The organism is Novosphingobium lindaniclasticum LE124 (assembly GCF_000445125.1).
In the GTDB taxonomy this organism is placed as follows: Bacteria; Pseudomonadota; Alphaproteobacteria; order Sphingomonadales; family Sphingomonadaceae; genus Novosphingobium; species Novosphingobium lindaniclasticum.
In genome coordinates, this window is sequence record NZ_ATHL01000087.1 from 29,032 (window position 1) to 46,142 (window position 17,111).

The 17,111-nt window shown below is 62.7% G+C and carries 15 protein-coding genes; 10 read left to right on the forward strand and 5 right to left on the reverse strand.

Annotation, left to right across the window (positions count from 1 at the left end):
• Positions 1-29 precede the first annotated feature (29 nt).
• Together L284_RS38080 and L284_RS38085 are read right to left on the reverse strand one after the other, a co-directional pair.
• Positions 30-2,417 (reverse strand): TonB-dependent receptor, encoded by a 2,388-nt coding sequence (locus L284_RS38080; RefSeq protein WP_031342479.1) that lies wholly within the window; start codon positions 2,415-2,417, stop codon positions 30-32.
• Between the two features lie 493 nt (positions 2,418-2,910).
• Positions 2,911-3,990: a Rieske 2Fe-2S domain-containing protein gene (locus tag L284_RS38085; RefSeq protein ID WP_031342480.1), complete on the reverse strand. Its 1,080-nt coding sequence runs from the start codon at positions 3,988-3,990 to the stop codon at positions 2,911-2,913.
• A gap of 122 nt (positions 3,991-4,112) precedes the next feature.
• Here L284_RS38085 and L284_RS38090 point away from each other — a divergent pair, with 122 nt between their 5' ends.
• The gene (locus L284_RS38090; protein ID WP_021234628.1) at positions 4,113-4,979 is read left to right on the forward strand and encodes a LysR family transcriptional regulator; all 867 of its coding nucleotides are present in this window, start codon (positions 4,113-4,115) and stop codon (positions 4,977-4,979) included.
• A 75-nt stretch (positions 4,980-5,054) separates the two neighbouring features.
• Here the strand turns inward: L284_RS38090 and L284_RS38095 are convergent, their stop codons facing one another.
• Positions 5,055-6,845: an FAD-dependent oxidoreductase gene (locus L284_RS38095; protein ID WP_081674030.1), complete on the reverse strand. Its 1,791-nt coding sequence runs from the start codon at positions 6,843-6,845 to the stop codon at positions 5,055-5,057.
• Positions 6,846-6,980: 135 nt separating this feature from the next.
• Here L284_RS38095 and L284_RS38100 point away from each other — a divergent pair, with 135 nt between their 5' ends.
• From L284_RS38100 to L284_RS38110, 3 genes are read left to right on the forward strand one after another with little or no spacing between them, the layout of a single operon-like run.
• Complete coding sequence (locus tag L284_RS38100) at positions 6,981-7,742, forward strand: SDR family NAD(P)-dependent oxidoreductase (RefSeq protein WP_021234630.1); 762 nt, start codon at positions 6,981-6,983, stop codon at positions 7,740-7,742.
• A 15-nt stretch (positions 7,743-7,757) separates the two neighbouring features.
• Complete coding sequence (locus L284_RS38105) at positions 7,758-8,465, forward strand: EthD domain-containing protein (RefSeq protein WP_021234631.1); 708 nt, start codon at positions 7,758-7,760, stop codon at positions 8,463-8,465.
• A 46-nt stretch (positions 8,466-8,511) separates the two neighbouring features.
• Entirely contained in the window at positions 8,512-9,390 is an 879-nt protein-coding gene (locus L284_RS38110) for an SDR family NAD(P)-dependent oxidoreductase (RefSeq protein WP_021234632.1), read from the forward strand.
• A gap of 85 nt (positions 9,391-9,475) precedes the next feature.
• Here the strand turns inward: L284_RS38110 and L284_RS38115 are convergent, their stop codons facing one another.
• Both L284_RS38115 and L284_RS38120 read right to left on the reverse strand, forming a co-directional pair.
• Positions 9,476-10,231, reverse strand: a complete 756-nt coding sequence (locus L284_RS38115) for a glucose 1-dehydrogenase (protein ID WP_021234633.1) — start codon at positions 10,229-10,231, stop codon at positions 9,476-9,478.
• A 50-nt stretch (positions 10,232-10,281) separates the two neighbouring features.
• Positions 10,282-10,785, reverse strand: coding sequence for a nuclear transport factor 2 family protein (locus L284_RS38120; RefSeq protein ID WP_021234634.1), 504 nt, complete (start codon positions 10,783-10,785; stop codon positions 10,282-10,284).
• Positions 10,786-11,329: 544 nt separating this feature from the next.
• Between L284_RS38120 and L284_RS38125 the strand changes: the two genes are divergently transcribed.
• From L284_RS38125 to L284_RS38150, 6 genes are all read left to right on the forward strand, one after another.
• Positions 11,330-13,474 (forward strand): oxidoreductase, encoded by a 2,145-nt coding sequence (locus L284_RS38125; RefSeq protein ID WP_021234635.1) that lies wholly within the window; start codon positions 11,330-11,332, stop codon positions 13,472-13,474.
• Between the two features lie 246 nt (positions 13,475-13,720).
• A complete protein-coding gene (locus L284_RS38130) occupies positions 13,721-14,197 on the forward strand; it encodes an Lrp/AsnC family transcriptional regulator (RefSeq protein ID WP_021234636.1) in 477 nt (158 codons plus the stop codon).
• A gap of 3 nt (positions 14,198-14,200) precedes the next feature.
• Positions 14,201-14,689 (forward strand): Lrp/AsnC family transcriptional regulator, encoded by a 489-nt coding sequence (locus L284_RS38135; protein WP_021234637.1) that lies wholly within the window; start codon positions 14,201-14,203, stop codon positions 14,687-14,689.
• A 145-nt stretch (positions 14,690-14,834) separates the two neighbouring features.
• Entirely contained in the window at positions 14,835-15,368 is a 534-nt protein-coding gene (locus tag L284_RS38140) for a flavin reductase family protein (RefSeq protein WP_021234638.1), read from the forward strand.
• A gap of 25 nt (positions 15,369-15,393) precedes the next feature.
• The gene (locus L284_RS38145) at positions 15,394-16,026 is read left to right on the forward strand and encodes a nuclear transport factor 2 family protein (RefSeq protein ID WP_021234639.1); all 633 of its coding nucleotides are present in this window, start codon (positions 15,394-15,396) and stop codon (positions 16,024-16,026) included.
• 8 nt (positions 16,027-16,034) lie between these two features.
• Positions 16,035-17,108, forward strand: coding sequence for an alkene reductase (locus L284_RS38150; protein WP_021234640.1), 1,074 nt, complete (start codon positions 16,035-16,037; stop codon positions 17,106-17,108).
• The last annotated feature ends 3 nt before the right edge of the window (positions 17,109-17,111 follow it).

Consider the following 17,111-nt stretch of genomic DNA (forward strand, 5'->3'; position numbering starts at 1 on the left):
CCGTCATGTCCTTCGTGGTCGGCCCCGTGTCAGAACTTCACGCCGACCGTGACGCCGAAAGTGCGTGGTTCGGGAAAATACCCCGCCACCATGCCGCCGAAGCTGGGACCGAAGTCGATGAAGTTCGTCGGGCTGGCTTCCCTGGTCAGGTTGCGCACGAACAAAGAAAGTTCCGTCTCCGCGCCCAGCAGTGGCAGCTGCGTGAGGCTCGCGCGCAAGTTGACGATGGTGCGGCCCTTCGACTGGGAGGTATGCGCATTCTGGTCCGAAGGCGCGGCAGTCGCCAGCGCATAAGGGTAAGTGTAGTACTTCGCCACATAGCTGACATCGGCATAGAGGTTCAGCTTGCCCCAATCGCCTTGTGCAACCTTCAGGTCTGCCCCGCCCGATGCCGTCACTTTGGGCGCATGAGGGAAGGCGCGGTTGTCGGCCACGTTGGTCTCGACGCCGTTCACCAGGTCCATGAAGCGCTTGTACTTGGGATCGAGCAGCGCCAGCGACCCGTTCAGCGTCAGCGCATCGAAGGGATGGAACACCGTCTCGAACTCAAGCCCCTGGATGCGCGCCGCACCGGCATTACGCACGATGGAAGCGGCGCCGGTGCCGGCGGTAAAGATCGCCAGTTGCATGTTCTTGTGCTCGTCCCGGAATGCGGAAACGTTGAAGATCAGACGATTGCCGAAGGTCTTGGTTTTGATGCCCAGTTCGTAGCTGTCGACCGTTTCGGGCTTGTAAGGGTTGCACAGTTCCGTCGCGCCAGAGGGACAATCCGCAGTCGGCGCGACGAAGACATTGGTCTCGCCGTTGAAACCGCCCGACTTGAAGCCCTTGGCATAGCGGGCATAGACGTTGACCTGATCGGTCAATTCATAGCCCAGCGTTACGGCCGGCGTGAAGCTGTTGTACTTGGCATCGGGCACGTCGCCATAACCGATATCGGCGACCACCAGAGGTGAAGTAATCCCGCTTGCCGCATCGTAGTTGATGCGGAAGAAGCGGCGAATGTCCTTCCTCTCATGCGTATAGCGCGCGCCAAGAGTCAGTTTGAGGCCTTGCAGGAACTCGTAGTCCAGCTGGGTGTAGAGCGCCAAGGCCTTGGTATGCGATCCGTACTCGGAATCGAGATCGGTAGCCCCGCCGAAGTAGCTCTGCGGGTTCGCGGTTTCGGCCTTTTCGGTGAAATAGAAAGCGCCCGCAGCATAGGATAGCTTGTCGGAAATGGCCTTTCCGGTGACCTGCAATTCCTGACTGAAGGCATGATAATCGGTAATGCGCTGGGTATAGGCGACCGGAAGCGGCGATCCATCGAGATCAAGGCCGTCTGAATACTTGAGGTTACGATAAGCCGTGGTTGACTTGACCGTTGCGCCGCCGAAATCCCCGGTCAACGTCAGTGCATGGCCGTAGCTACGCGTCTTTTCATAGACATCGGCATCGATCGAGGCCGTCGTGACGCGCTTGGGATCGGTGTAAAGATTAAGCGGGAAATAGGCGCCGCCGCTGGCATAACCCGGCGAATTGGGATCGAAAATATCGCGCGGATCGCCGTTTTCATTGACTTGCAGAAGCTGCGAAAGCTGCGGCTGCTGTTTGCTGCGGCTGTAGTCGAAGGTGTAATCGGCAGTAATGTTCTCCGCCAACTCAGCGCGAACCTGCACCATGAAGCTGCCGGAATTGATCGTGTCGGCCTCATCCACCTTCGGCGCCTGAGCCGCCGGTACGTTGGGCACCGGATTGGGCACGATATCGATCAGTCCGCCGCGGCTGCGATACTGGCCGGACAGCTTGACCGAAAAAATTCCCAACTTCGGCAAGTCCAGCACACCGCGGAACTTCACTTCGTCGAAGCTGCCATAGGTAAATTCGGCAGTGCCGCCCAGTTCGCCGCTGGGCTTGCGCGTGATCAGGTTGACTGCCCCTGCCAGTGCGTTGCGTCCGTAAAGCGTGCCTTGCGGGCCGCGCAGCACTTCCACGCGCTCAAGATCGGCAATGTCGAAGATCGAACCTTGCGCCTTGGCGATATAGACACCGTCCATGTAGAGACCGACCGCCGGTTCCCAGGTGATGGCCGGATTGATGGTGACCGAGCCACGGATCGAAATCTGCGACACCGTCTTCGATCCCGGTGCGCGCTCGATCTTCATGTTAGGCGCAATCGTGCCCAGCTTGTCGATGGAATCCACGCCGCGACTTTCGAGATAGGCGCTGCTCACCGCAGATATGGCGATGGGTACGTTCTGTACGTTTTCCGAACGTTTCTGCGCGGTAACGACGATATCGCCGATGCCGATTTCAAGATCCTGCTTGGATGGAGGCGTTGCAGCCACTTCCTGAGCAAAAGCCGGAGCGGCAACGATCGTCATACTGGCGGCGGACATACCGGACGCCAGGGCCGAAGCGGCCCGAAATCTGCTCATGGTTTTCTCTCCCGTGACCCTCTTGCATCTTCGCGCATAAAAATCGGACTTTTTTATAAAATTCACCGCATCATATGGCAATAAATTTATTATTTGCACTGCATTTTATGTTTCTATCTACGCAAATCGCCACTTTAGGCATCAAGCAAGATACCGAAAGTCGCTCCGTCTGTGATGCAAGGTGATGGCAAAAGTGCATTACTGCGCGAGGCATGCCGCCCCGGCAGGTCGGCACAGCCTTCGGACGCGCCAATCCGTCACGGCCAGATCATGTTGTGCGGCAAGTGTACTGGAATTCTCAGTCCAGTTTCGCATCGCTGGTCAATGGAGCGAGCGAACGAATGATCGCTGTAATTCGATCGATGGAAACCTCACCGTATTCCATGGGAGGCGTTTCCACGAGCGAGACGGACGGATATTTGCATTGCCACTCGAACGAATGCGCGACCTGCCTGTCAATGGCAGACAGGTCGCCAAGCTCACATCGTTCGCGTCAGGCCGCTACGCTGCCGGGTCGCTTGTCCAGCGTGACCACCAGTCCGTTCACGCGGCCCTGGATTTCCGGGGCCTTAGCGCGGGGATTGAAGAACTGGCGATACCAGCTGCGCACTTTGCCGTAAGGTCCGTCCGCCGGCACGGCCATAGGGTTGATGCAGGCGCGCTTGTTCGCCCAGATCTCCACGTCTTGCGCAAAAGCAAGGCGGCTGCCTTCCTGATACATCGCGGCATTGGCGCGATCCTCATCCGTCGTCTCTCGCAAACCATCGTGCACTTTCACCATCAGGGCGTGCCATGCCCGCGAACGGCCATCCTCGATCGGCGTATTGGCGATCATGATGAAGCTGTCGAACGCGCCCGCCATTTCGGACTGGAGGAAGCCCGGCCCTTCGTACCAGGTATCCAGCACCAGCTGATCCTCGGCCGAAGCCGTCAACGTGCGGTGCCCCGCGCTGTAGTACTGGTGGACGACGTGGTTCTGGAACTCGTTGGCGAAGTACTGGAAGTCCTTGGCGCCGTGGATCGGCACGAAGTGGCCATAATCCGCCATGTTGTCGACGATCTCGACACCGTGGACGTTCAGATCGCCCATGAAGTCGATCTTCCATTCCACCCAGCCCGGCTCGCCGTAATGGCCGCCGAATTGGGGCAGATCATAGTCCGGGTCCTGCCCTTCCTCGTCATGCCACATCCAGAGGATGCCGGCGCGCTCGATCACTCTGTAGGTACCCAGCTTCGCCGCCTTGGGCACGAAGTCCGAATAGGGGATGTGGTTGCACGCGCCGTCCGGGCCGTAGCGCCAGCCGTGGAACGGGCAGCGGATCGATTCGCCTTCGACATGTTCGGCGTCGCGCACGATGTAGGACGTGCTGTTCTTCGCCAGATGCGCACCCATGTGCGGGCAATAGGCATCGACGACATAGGCCGTTCCCGATTCCCCGCGATAAAGCACCAGATCCTTGCCGAAATAGCGGATCGCGGCGGGTGTGCGCGTCGCCTCCTCTGCCGCTCCGATCATGAACCAGCCACGCGGAAATGCGTGAGGCCCAAGGCCATAGTCGCTGGTAGTGGCCATTTGCATCGACTCCTTGTGCTGCGCCTGTTTATGGCGGCGCATTCTTTGCCTATCTAGCCTTTCAATTGGCGATTTGCGAAGGGAATTGACCTGCACATATGTTGTGCAAATATGCACGCCTTATGGAATGGAGCGATCTTCAGGTCTTTTTGGCCGCCGTGCGCGCCGGTTCGTACACCGCCGCGGGGCGCCAACTGGGCATCAACCGTACGACGGTCGGTCGCCGGGTCGACGCGCTGGAGGCGGCGCTGGGCATCGCGCTGTTCGAGGAAGGGCCACTGGGCCCCGCACCCAACCGGGCGGGCAAGCGGCTGCTGGCCGCCGCCGAAGTGATGGAGCGCGAAGTCGCCCGGATGCGCAGCGATCTGTCCCTGCCCAATCTGCCACAAGGCCCAGTGCGCGTGGCGGGCAGCGGGGGCATCGTCAGCGAGTTTCTGCCCGAATTCGCCGAATTCCGCCGCCGCCATCCGGAAGTCTCCATCGAACTTCTGGGCGAACTCGATCCCATCGACGCGGTGACCTACCGCCGCGCCGATCTGGCCATCGCGCTTGTGCGCAAGCCGCCGCTGCGGCTCTGGGGCGTGGAATTGGCGACTCTGGCGCAGGCCCCTTACGCCCGGCGGCACGGGACCGCGCAGCCTGCACAATTAGGTTGGGGTTTCGAACTCGATGCCGCCCTGCCCGGCAGCCAGTGGACGGCCAGCAATCCAGCCGGTGAGGCGGCGGAAAAAGCCGGGCTGACCACTTTCAACGCCTGGCCCCAGATGAAGCAAGCCGTCCTGGCCGGGCTGGGCAGTGCAACGCTCTGGTGCTTCGCGGCCGATGCCGAGCCCGATCTGAAACGCTTGGCCCCACCTGATCCGCGCCACGCCTGCCCATTATGGCTTCTCCATCGCGCCAAGGCACCGCCCAGTCCAAATCTGGCTGCCCTGATTGCCTTCCTGACCGACGCAATCAAATCACGCGTGACGGGCCTGCCAACGCGCTGAACTTGCCGATGTGTTTGCGGCCTTCGGCGCGGACATGGCTAGTTTCCGCCCCTGTTCTGCCGCTTGTAGGTTCGTTTACAGAGCAGACTGCGAGGCCATCGTGCACGAGTGGGCGGCAGCGAAATTCCGAGATGTCGCCTCATCGTTCGCGCCGGTCAGGTCCCGCGCGGCGATGTAGCCGAAAGTCATGGCCGGGCCGATGGTGACGCCGGCGCCCGGATAGCTCTCCCCCATGGCCGATGCGGCATTGTTGCCCACGGCATAGAGGCCGGGGATGGCGGCGTCGTGATTGTCCAGCACTTGAGCGCGCGCATTGGTGCGCAGGCCGCCGTTCGTCCCGATGTCGCCCGGATAGATCGGCAGGGCATAGAAGGGCCCTTCCGTCAGCGGGCGCAGGCAGGGGTTCGGGCCATGGCGGTAATCGCCGTACATCTTGTCATAGGCCGCCTCCCCGCGATGGAAGACGGGATCGCGGCCTTCCGCCGCATGGACGTTGAACTGCGCCACGGTGCCAGCCAGTGCGGCCGGATCGACGCCGATCTTTGCCGCCAGTTCCTCCACGTTCTGTCCCTTGCGCAGGATCTGGCGCACCCCGCGCGATTGCAGCCAGTCCGGCACCAGCGGCAGCAGCGGGCCCATCGGGAACTGGTGGCGATAGCGATGGTCGAAGATCATCCAGCTGGGGCTGGCATCGCCATGGTCGCGCTGGCGGCGCGCCATCTCCTGACCAGTGACGTGGTAGGAGGCCGCCTCGTTCAGATAGCGCTCGCCATTCTGGCTGACCATGATGCAGCCCGGCAAAGCCCGCTCGATCGTGCAGAGCCGGCCGCGATCCTCACCCGGAACGTAGAACACCGGCGCGGCCCAGGCCGATTGCAGGTTCATCGTGCCCGCCCCGATCGCCACGCCCGCGCGGATGGAATCGCCGGTATTGCTGGTGACGCCGCCGGACAGTTTCGCCTGCGGATAAAGCGGCGCATTGGCATCGCGCATCTGCTGGTTCTTGTCGAACCCGCCCGCCGCCAGCACCACGCCCTTGCGCACGCCGATCCGCAGCGGCTTGCCGTCGCGCTCCACCACGATGCCGGTGACACGCCCGTCCCCGTGCTCATCCTCGCGAACGATCTCCCGCATCGGGCAGCCCAGCCAGACCGGCACACCCGCCTCGTCCAGCGCCAGCCGAAGCGCACCGGTCAGCGCACCTCCCAAAGTCAGGCGGCGATCCTTACGCGAGGTAAAGCGGAACGGCAGGTCCAGCCAGTACTTGCCCATGTTGCAGGCAAGGTGCGTGAACCAGCCCTTGGTGCGGTAGAGCAGTTCGTACGTCTCGGCAAACGTCCACTGGAGGTAGCCGAACAGACTGGCCGCTGGAGAAGGAAAGCGCTGCGTGCGGATCGCTGCGCCGAGCAACTTGCCGTCGAACTCTAACGGCAGATGGGTGCGAAATCCGGTGGGCGAGCCGCCCGGATTCTCCGCATGATAGTCGGGATAGGGCTGCGCCTGATAGCGCACGCGCGTATTGGCGGTGACCCATCGAAGCATCGGTGCGGCATTGTCCACAAAGGCGCGGATGTTCTCATCGGGCACATTGTCGGCCGAAAGCTCGCGCACATAGCGGAAGGCTTCGTCCAAATCGTCCACGAACCCGGCCTCGCGCGCCTGATCGCTGCCCGGAATCCAGATGCCGCCGCCCGATGTGGCAGAAGTGCCGCCCCACAGCGGGTCCTTTTCAACGATCAGCACATCGGCTCGGTCATGCGCCGCGACCAGCGCGGACAGCATCCCTCCCGCCCCTGATCCGACGACGACGACATCAACGACCATGTCCCACTGTGAGTCCCATTGCGCGCTCGAATTCCCGGTCATGCCTCTCACCCGGCCGGTAGCCCGGCCTCTTTATAGGATCTTGTGACGCATGTTGCGATTGATATTGCGCTCCTGTCAACTCCATGCGTAAAATGATCTGTCATTTTCTACGAGTCATTCGGGTAAAAGAACATAATGGTGGAGATGAAAGGCAAAGTGGCGCTGATTACCGGCGCGGGACAGGGGATCGGCCATGGTGTGGCGCGTGCCATGGCGCAGGCTGGCGCGAAAGTGATGCTGGCAGGCCGCACTTATGACAAAGTGGCGCTAGCGGCGCAGGCCATTGTCGCGGAGGGCGGGGAGGCGCAGGCGCTGGCCTGCGACGTCTGCAATGCCGAGCAGATCGACGCTGCGGTAGAGGCTACCTGCTCCGCGTTCGGTGGGATCGACATACTGGTCAACAACGCGCAGCAAGTACCGCTTGGGAAGCTGGACGATGTGACGGACGAGGCTTTCACTGCCGGCTTCGAATCTGGTCCGCTGGCCACTTTCCGCCTGATGAAGCGCGTGCAGCCGGTGATGGCCGCGCGCGGCGGCGGTACGATCTTCAACTTCACCTCCTCGGCCGGGATCCGCTGGGACATGACCGGATATGGCGCCTATGCCGCCGTGAAGCAGGCCACGCGCGCGCTAACCCGCGCCGCGGCGGCCGAGTGGGGCCGCGCTGGCGTACGCGTGCTGACCATCGCACCGCACGGGGAATCGCCCGGCCTCAAGGGCTGGATCGAGCACAATCCCGCTGAGGCGGAAGCCTTCTTCCGCACCATCCCGCTCGGCCGGATCGGCCGACTGGAGGAAGACATCGGTCGTGCACTTGTGGCCTTGTGCGGCACCGATCTTGGCTATCTGACCGGCGCCACCATCCCCCTCGACGGCGGGCAGGCCAATTTCGACTGAAGGACGGCCGGACTCGTGGAAAAGATTGTCGCCGCCCTCTGGGCACCTCTGGACGAAAATTGTTGCGCCTATGCGGACCGGCTGCTGGCCGGATTGCCTGCCGCGCTACAGGCGGCGGGCGCTTGCCGCGTGCGCCTGAACCTGCGCGATGCGGCGGTGTCTCCGGCCGACCAGATGGTGCAGCGCTGGCAGGCCCCGCAGCAGGATGCGATCGTGCAGTGCTGGATGGAATCGGCCAATGGCCGGTTTCGCACCGCGGTGGACGCCGTGCTGGCGAATTACTCGGGCCGTTTCGCGGCCTACTTGGTCTGCGAATCGACCATCATCGCCAATGACGCACATCCGCCCCGGCCCGACACGCGAACCTGGGGCTGGAGCCAGTCCACCTTCCTGACCTTCCGCCGCGACATGAGCCGCGATGCCGCGCTCGCCCACTGGCTGGGCGAGCACACCCGCGTCGCCATCGAGACGCAGTCTAACTTCGAATACGTGCAGAACATCGTGGTGCGCCCGCTCACCTACGACGCGCCGGCATACGATGCCTTCGTGGAAGAGTGCTTCCCGGCTGAGGCGATGTCCGCGCCGGAAGTGTTTTTCGACGCGGCCGGCGATCCTGCCAAGTTCGAGGCGAACGCCCGCATCATGATGGACAGCTGCATGCGCTTCATCGACTTTTCGCGGATCGACGTGATCCCCACCAGCCAATTCCAGTTCGCGGACTAATACGCGAGCTGACCGACCCACAGATAAAGCCAACGGGAGAGAGTAAATGGCGCAAGAAAACGGACAGGTCGCGCTCGTCACCGGCGCAAGCCGGGGCGCCGGCGCGGGCATTGCGCGCGGCTTCGGCGAAATGGGCTATACTGTCTATGTTACTGGCCGCACGACGGTTCCGGGCGATGCCAAGGGGTGGGACGGATCGGTGTTGCCGGGCACAGTGGCGGAAACCGCCGCCCGCGTGAACGAACTTGGCGGCACCGGCATCCCGGTGGTTTGCGACCATGCGGACGATGCACAGGTCGCCGCGCTGTTTGACCGCATCCGGCAGGAATCCGGGCGGCTGGACGTGCTCGTCAACAATGCCGCCTACATGCATCACCAGCTGATCGCCAAGATGCCGTTTTGGGAGAAAGAACTGGACGCGCAGAAGATTCTCGATGTTGGTTTACGCTCGGCCTACGTCGCCAGCTGGCACGCGGCTCGGATGATGGTGCCGCAGGGATCAGGCTGCATCGCCATGACCTCTTCGTTCGGTGCCTCCTGCTACATGCACGGCCCGGCCTATGGCGCGCAGAAGGCCGGCCTCGACAAGCTGGTACACGACATGGAGCACGACTTGCGCGGCACCGGCGTGATCGCCGTCTCGCTTTGGCTGGGGCCCCAAGTCACCGAACGGGCCGAGATCGCCCGCCGCACCAACCCCGAACAGTATGAGGCTTTCGCGGAAACGGCGGAGAACCCGGAATTTTCCGCGCATGTGCTGGAAGCGATCCAGCACGCGCCCGACCGGACGGACCTTTCCGGCCAGACGCTGATCGTCGCCGAAGTGGCCCGCGATCTCGGCGTGACCGACCGAGGCCGCGAACGCCCCTCGTACCGCGAGATGCTCGGCAGCCCGCATCCCAAGAATCCGGCTGCAGTCTATTGATCCGGGCGGTCAGCATGTCGGACTGACACTCCGCACCGATGAAGTGGAAGCGCTCGCCCGATCCTTCAGGCGAGCGCCTTTCCTATCAGATCGCAGTGGCTCCGCCATCGATCACCAGCGGATGGCCGGTGACGAATGCCGATGCGTCAGAGCAGAGCCAGACGACCGCCTCGGCGATCTCCTCCGCCTTGCCCATGCGCCCCATCGGCGTCATCCCTTCGATCACCTGCTTCATCTGCGGATTGGCGATCAATGGCGCCGTCATCGGCGTCTCGATCACGCCGGGGCACACGGCATTGACGCGAATTCCCGCCTTGGCCCACCGCAGCGCACCATGCCGGGTAAGACCCACGACACCATGTTTGGTCGCCGTATAGCCGGGCTGACTGGGGTTGCCGACAAGACCGTTAATCGATGCGGTATTGACGATCGCGCCGCCGCCCTGCGCCAGCATCACTTCCGCTTCCTCGCGCATGCACAGCATCACGCCAGTCAGGTTGATGCTCAGACTACGCGCCCAGACCTCGTCCTCATATTCATTGGCAGCGATGGAGTTGATCCCTGCATTGTTGAATGCACAGTCGAGGCGACCGAATGCAGCGACCGCAGCTGCCACCATCGCCTTCACCTCGTCACCCCTGCTTACGTCGCAGCGCTGCCAGACCGCCTTGCCGCCCGCTTTCTCGATCAAGGACACGGTTTCCCGCCCTCCTTCCTCGTTGACGTCGCTGACAAGCACGCTGGCCCCGGAGCGCGAGAACGCGAGCGCGGCAGCACGGCCGATGCCGCCGCTGGCACCGGTGACCAGCGCAACCTTGTCGGCCAATCCGTAATCAATCATTCCCTTGTCCTCTCTTGCATGTCCGTTTGGGCGGCGGTTAGAATCGCCATTCAGGCAAACTCCGGTGCTTCACCGTAAGCGACGACCCGCAGTGCACCGTCCTCGGCGATCTCCTCGGTAATCAGCGACGTGATCCGGCTCACCGTTTCGGCGATGAACCATTGCCCCGCCTGACGGCGATAGACATCTTCATATTCCACGGCGAGGCGACTCACATGCCGTGCGTTCATCAGAATTGTGCGAAAATTGAGCGACCAGAGCCCGCGCGCCTCATCCGGCCCGACTAGATCGATTTCCCAGTTAGTAGCGTGATGGATGTCATACACGCCGGGCTGGCAAGCCATCTGGCGGAATACCTCGATGAAAGCATCCCGGTCGCCGAACTCCGGAAATCCATCGTAGGCAATGCGCGCAGTGGGGATGAAGCAGTCCCGCACCACTTCAGGTTGCTTTAGATCGCAGGCGCGCAAGTAGCGTGCCTTGAGCGAGCGGATCGCCTCCTTGTCCTCCAGTGTAGCAAGGCGTGCGGCGACCTCCTCCAGGCTAATAGGCATTCGCATCTCTCCACCTTCATCGCAGAAATTTTCAATTTGCGTTTTATGTTTAAATTTTAATTACGCAAACAAATATCAGCGTGGGGACATTCCTGCAACGATGCGAATTCGAAATTGCTCGCGGTTTACGCTTGGCCAGTGCATCAGCCGATAGTCCATCGACCTACACGACAGTGCAGGACTTGGGTGAATTGCAGACAGCGCGCTTTCGAGATCGTTTAAAAATCCGTCGCAGGCAGATTTTGAAGGGCGTGGGGTCGATGACGCAGGAAAATGCCTAGTTTCGCACTTTCCAAACGGACTCTTGGATCAAACTCAGGGGTAAGGAGGCCAGACGGACCATGCATGAAAACGAGACCGATCAATCATCGGGTTCAGCAAGTTTTCCTTGCTTTTCGTAAAATTTTTAGCAACAAATTACGCAATAATAATTTGAAGAGAAATTAGAGAGGAAAAATGCGATGTCGAGCAGGCATTATCCTGCCCATCGCAAACGGCCATCTCCCACACGATTGCAGCGCCTCGCCGCCGGAGAGTTCCGCCCATGACATCGAATGCCTACCCGCACCTGCTTTCCCCGCTCCGTATCGGCACCATGGAGATCCGCAACCGTATTGCCGTGACCGCGATGGGCGTCAGCCTTTCCGAACAAGACGGCACCGTGGGCGAACGGCTGATAGCATATCATGAGGAACAAGCGCGCGGGGGCGCAGGGCTGATTGTATCGGGAGTGACTGGTGTCGCCTGGCCGGTCGGCGCAGTTTTGACAGGTCAGACGGCGATTTCGGAAGACCGCTTCATACCCGGCCTGCGCCAGCTGACAGACCGCGTTCATGCACATGGCGCGAAGATCGCCGCGCAGCTACACCATGGCGGCCTCGTCGCCAATTACAGCCACGCGCGCTGGGGTCATCCGCTCTGGGCGCCGGCTTATCCCAAGGCGCCCAAGAGCAATTTCACCGACTACTTCCTGATGGAGGAAATGGCCCCGCTGGCCGGCATGACGCCGCCCACGATCAAGCCTCTGGAACAGGCGGATATCGACCTTGCCGTAAGCCAATTCGCCGCCGGTGCCCGCCGCGCGAAAGAAGCCGGCTTCGACGGCGTCGAGATCCACGCCGGGCACGGCTATCTGCTGTCCTCCTTCATCTCGCCCTACACTAACACCCGCACCGACGCTTATGGCGGGCCGCTGGAGAACCGCGCGCGGCTTGCGCTGGATGTGCTGAAAGCTATCCGCGCCGAAGTGGGGCCGGACTTCCCGGTCTGGATGAAGATTGATTCGCGCGATGTCGGAAAGCCGGGCGGCATCACCATCGATCATGCCCGCGATCTTGCGAAGCTCGTCGAAGCGGCCGGTGCGGATGCGATCACCGTCACCGCCTATCACGACAGCGACCAAGGCAAGCTCCACTCTGAATCGCACACACCGCAAACGCCTGGCTGGAACCTCGAATCCGTGGCGGCCATTCGCGAAGTGGTGTCGATCCCCGTGCTCGGTTCGGGACGGGTCGGGGCCGACGTGGCGGACCGGGCGATCGGGCGCGGCGAACTGGATGTCATCGCCATGGGCCGCAAGCTATTGGCCGACCCGCACCTGCCGCGCAAGCTGACCGAACGCGTGGAAGATACAGTGCGCCCCTGCATCTATTGCTACACCTGCATCAGCGCAATCTACATGGGAGAAGCCGTGCGCTGTGCGGTCAATCCCGCTCTGGGGCGCGAGTATGAGGGCGAACCGCAGGCTGGGGCGCTACGCCCTGTGGCGGTGATCGGCGGCGGACCTGGCGGCATGGAATCGGCACGCCGGCTTGCTGCGCTGGACTACAAAGTGACATTGATCGAAAAGTCGGACCGGCTGGGAGGCACCCTGCGCTTCGCCAGCCTCGCCTACGAACCCAATGAAAAAATACTCAACTGGCTACGCCGCGAAGTGCGCGATGCGGGTGTGGACGTGCGGCTATCGACGGTAGCGACGCCTGAATTGCTCCGTGAGCTGGGCGTCAAGGATGTTATCGTCGCCACCGGTGCGGTTCGTGGGATGCCGCCGATCCCCGGCGGCGATCTGCCCCACGTTTTCTCGGGTGACGACATGCGCCGGATGATGCTGGGCGAAAGCTCTGACGAGTTGAAGCGCAAGACCGGCCTGTTCACCCGCCTCGCCACCAAGGTCGGCGCGGCGACAGGCGCCACCGCCAACCTCGCGCTGGTGCGCAAGGCTACGCATACATGGATGCCGCTGGGAGACCGCGTGGTCATCGTCGGCGGAGAACTGGTCGGGCTGGAACTGGCCGAATTCCTCAGCGAACGCGGCCGCAAGGTCCATGTGATCGACGAAGCCCCCCGGCTGGGGCGCGGATTGATGCTAGTGCGCCGAATGCGCATTCTGGCCGAACTGGCCGAGCACGGCGTCGGCCTCCATGCCGGGGCAAGCGACATCGTCATCGGTAAGGACGCAGTGGCCTTTATCGATCGCGACGGCACCCCGCAAAGCGTCCCCGCCGACAATGTCATCGTCGCCAAGGGGGCCGAGGGAGACCTTTCTCTGGCGCGAGAAATCGAGGCTGCGGGCTTTATCGTTCACGTCGTAGGAGATGCCAATGGTGTCGGCTACATCGAGGGCGCGATGCGGGGAGCGGTTGAAGCGGTTCGGGACATCGCCTTCGACCAGCTTCCTCAGCCCGCCTGAGCACCGTACGAGACGAGCGTGGAACAGGGGAGGGGTGATGAACGGCGCCGATTGTCATCGCGTAAATACAGGATATAAAATCTACGCACATATAAGGATTGCATCTCAAATAAGCGACTTTGGCGTTCCCAATTTCCCTGCCACCGCGCGTTTCCTTTCGGCACTATGAGGTTGACGGGCAAGCGCACGATGCGCAAACCGGCCCCTCGTTCCACGCTCCCTCCAGGGGCCAGGTTGCCGGAAGACATGACGCAGACGTTCCAATTCGATGCGACGGACGCCAAGATCGTCGAGCTGCTGCGCCTCAACGGCCGCGCAAACAACCAGCAGATCGCCGAGACTCTGGGGCTCACCGCCACTACCGTCTCCACCCGCATCAAGCGGCTGGAGGACGCCAACCAGCTGCGCGTCGTCGCGGTGTCCGACTTTTCGGCACACGGCTTCAACGTGCTGCTCAAGATCGCGGTGGAAGTGGACGGTCGCCCGGTGAACGATGTGGCGCAAGATCTCGCCGCACTGCCGGAAGTCTTTGCGGTGCATCTTGTAACCGGTCGCTATGATATCGACATGCTCATCGCGCTTCAGGGCTTCGACGACCTTTCCGGTTTCCTTCTGAACGACCTGTCCACGGTACGCGGCATCCGCTCACTGACGCCCGCCGTCGTCGTCGATATCATCAAGTACCAGTTCGATGTCGCCCCCATCGAAGCAAGGGATCGCTGAACAATGTCCTCTCCCGTGCTCGACGCACTCGACCACCAGCTGATCGACCTGCTGGCGCGCGACGCCCGCGTTTCCAACCGCAAGATCGCCGCCGAACTCGGCGTGACCGAAGGCACCGTGCGCGGCCGCATCAAGCGCTTGCAGCAGGACGGCCTGATCGCCTTCACCGCGATCACCGGCTTCGAGATGGGCAAGAAATCGCGCCTTGCCTTCATCAACGTGCAGGCCGAAGTAGACCGCCTGCGCGAAGTGGCCGATGCCATTGCCGCCCTGCCCGAAGTCAATGCCGTGCTGGTGACGATGGGCCAGTTCAACATCGCCGCGCTCTGCCTGTTCGACGAACTGGAAACCCTCCAGCACATCGCCTCCGACCTCGTGCTGATGATCGACGGCGTGCATCATGTCGAAACCTCCATCGCGGTCAGCACCGTGAAGTACGAGGCGCGCATGGCCAAAATCACCCCGCCGGACCATGTTGCGGATGAGGACTAACGCGGCGCTTCGCGAATTGCCAAATTTCACGCCAATGATATTTGCATTTGCGTAGTTCAATAGGTACAAGATGACGCAAATCTAAAGCGTCATCGTTGAGTCGCGCTTTCCTGCGCAACTCCCGGTGGCAAACGGGAGCAGGCACATGAACGATGCCCAGGCAGCGGCGAACCGCATGCTGGAGCAACCGGCGCTCGACGCGCGGCTGAAGCAGGTGCTGCGACACCTGCCCGCGCCGGTCGGCGTCGTCACCAGCTTCGATCCCGAGAGCGGCGATCCGGTCGGCCTTGCAATGTCGGCGATAATGCCCGTCTCGCTGGAGCCCTGCTCGATGGCGATCGCGGTCAACCGTTCGGGTTCCAGCCACGATGCCCTGGTGCGCAGCGGCGAATTCTGCATCAACCTGCTGGACAGCGAGCGGCACGGCCACATGGAGCCTTTCGCCCGGCCGGAAGCGCGCGCGCTGCGCTTCACCCAGCCCGAATGGCAGCGCCGGGGCCACGTCTGGTTCATCGAGGGCGCGCCCGCCAACATCTTCTGCCACATCCGCGAGCGCGTTTCCTACGGCACGCATGACCTGCTGATCGGTGATGTCGACGAACTCGTCGCCACCGGGGGCGAGGACATCCTGGGCTGGGCCAATGGCCGCCTTGGCCGTCTGGCCCCGCTCGCCGCCTGACCCCACCCTTTTGCAAGAGAGTGTAATGCCCGAAAACGACGCCTTGCTGGCGCGGATAGACCGCCTTGAATCGCTGGACGCCATCCGCCAGCTTCCCGCCAAGTACGCCCTCGCACTGGACATGCGCGACAGCGATGCCTGGGTGAACCTGTTTCCCGAAGACGTGAAGGTCGGCGGCGGCAAATCCGGCCGCAAGGCGCTGCGCGACTGGTTCGACGAGACGCATTCGCGCCAGTTCACCGGCACCTCGCACCACATCGGCGGCCATGTGATCGACTTCGACGATGCCGACAATGCGCAAGGCGTCGTCTACTCCAAGAACGAGCATGAGGCCGGCGGCGACTGGGTGGTCATGCAGATGATGTATTTCGACCGGTACGAGCGGATCGACGGCCGCTGGTTCTTCCGCCGCCGCCTGCCGCTCTACTGGTACGCAAGCGACCTGAACCGCCCGCCCATCGGCGAGCGCAAGATGCGCTGGCCCGGCGAGCCGCCTTACGAAGGCAGCTTCCACGACCTGTTCCCCAGCTGGAAAACCTACTGGGACCGCCATGGCATGGCGCACGACGGCCCGGTAGAAGCGCCCGCGCCGCTGGAAAAATTCATCGAAACGATGCGACGCGGCGCCCCGCTGCCCCGTCCGCGTGTGCGGAGCTGAGGGGCTCCATGGATCCGCTTTTCACACCCGTCTGCCTTGGCGCCTTCGAGCTGGCCAACCGCGTGGTCATGGCCCCGATGACGCGCGACCGCGCCGGGCCGCAGGACGAGCCAACCGACCTCATGGTGGAATACTACCGCCAGCGCGCATCGGCCGGCCTGATCGTTACCGAAGGCACGCAGCCCTCCCCCAACGGCAAGGGCTACTGGCGCACACCGGGCATCCATTCGCCCGTGCAAGTCGAAGGCTGGCGCAAGGTGGCGGAAGCGGTTCACGGCGAAGGCGGCCGCATCGTCGTGCAACTGATGCATGTCGGCCGCGCATCGGTGCGCGCGAACAAGGCCGCCGACGCCGAAACCGTCGCCCCTTCCGCGCTGCCCTGCCCGGACCCGATCCCCGGTCCGGACGGCGTGCCAGCGGCCACCGAAATGCCGCGCGCGCTGGAAACCGGCGAGATCGACAGCGTCATCGCCGAATACGTGGCAGCGGCGCGCAATGCCCGCGCGGCGGGGATCGACGGCGTGGAACTCCACTGCGCCAGCGGCTACCTGCCGATGCAATTCCTCTCCTCCAACAGCAACCAGCGCACCGACCGTTACGGCGGCTCGGCGCAGAACCGCGTGCGGTTCGTGGTGGAAGTGCTGGAATCGTTAGCGAAGGCCATCGGCGCGGACCGCGTGGGCCTACGCATCTGCCCCGGCGTCACCTTCAACGGCATGGCCGACGCCGACCCGGCCGAGACGTGCGCCACGCTGCTCGACGCCATTGACCCGCTGGGGCTGGCCTATTGCCACCTGATCCATATCCCCAACACCGGGTTCGACGCGCTGGAACTGGTGCGCGCGCACTGGTCCGGCCCGGTGATCGAAAACTGCGCGCTCACGCCCGAAAAGGCGCGGGCCGTGCTGGCAGAGGGCAAGGCCGATGCCGTCTCTTTCGGGTTCGCCTTCATTGCCAATCCCGATCTTGCGCAGCGGCTGCGCGTGGGCGCGCCGCTCGCCAAGGCGGACCGCGCGACCTTCTACACCGGCATGGGCGACGACCGGCGCGGTTACACCGACTACCCCGCTCTCAACGACTGAGCC

Bases quoted from the DNA above. Each gene is read 5' to 3' on its own strand.
- L284_RS38080 (WP_031342479.1), bottom strand. From the start codon at position 2,417: ATGAGCAGATTTCGGGCCGCTTCGGCCCTGGCGTCCGGTATGTCCGCC.
- L284_RS38085 (WP_031342480.1), bottom strand. From the start codon at position 3,990: ATGGCCACTACCAGCGACTATGGCCTTGGGCCTCACGCATTTCCGCGT.
- L284_RS38090 (WP_021234628.1), top strand. From the start codon at position 4,113: ATGGAATGGAGCGATCTTCAGGTCTTTTTGGCCGCCGTGCGCGCCGGT.
- L284_RS38095 (WP_081674030.1), bottom strand. From the start codon at position 6,845: ATGACCGGGAATTCGAGCGCGCAATGGGACTCACAGTGGGACATGGTC.
- L284_RS38100 (WP_021234630.1), top strand. From the start codon at position 6,981: ATGGTGGAGATGAAAGGCAAAGTGGCGCTGATTACCGGCGCGGGACAG.
- L284_RS38110 (WP_021234632.1), top strand. From the start codon at position 8,512: ATGGCGCAAGAAAACGGACAGGTCGCGCTCGTCACCGGCGCAAGCCGG.
- L284_RS38115 (WP_021234633.1), bottom strand. From the start codon at position 10,231: ATGATTGATTACGGATTGGCCGACAAGGTTGCGCTGGTCACCGGTGCC.
- L284_RS38120 (WP_021234634.1), bottom strand. From the start codon at position 10,785: ATGCCTATTAGCCTGGAGGAGGTCGCCGCACGCCTTGCTACACTGGAG.
- L284_RS38125 (WP_021234635.1), top strand. From the start codon at position 11,330: ATGACATCGAATGCCTACCCGCACCTGCTTTCCCCGCTCCGTATCGGC.
- L284_RS38130 (WP_021234636.1), top strand. From the start codon at position 13,721: ATGACGCAGACGTTCCAATTCGATGCGACGGACGCCAAGATCGTCGAG.
- L284_RS38135 (WP_021234637.1), top strand. From the start codon at position 14,201: ATGTCCTCTCCCGTGCTCGACGCACTCGACCACCAGCTGATCGACCTG.
- L284_RS38140 (WP_021234638.1), top strand. From the start codon at position 14,835: ATGAACGATGCCCAGGCAGCGGCGAACCGCATGCTGGAGCAACCGGCG.
- L284_RS38145 (WP_021234639.1), top strand. From the start codon at position 15,394: ATGCCCGAAAACGACGCCTTGCTGGCGCGGATAGACCGCCTTGAATCG.
- L284_RS38150 (WP_021234640.1), top strand. From the start codon at position 16,035: ATGGATCCGCTTTTCACACCCGTCTGCCTTGGCGCCTTCGAGCTGGCC.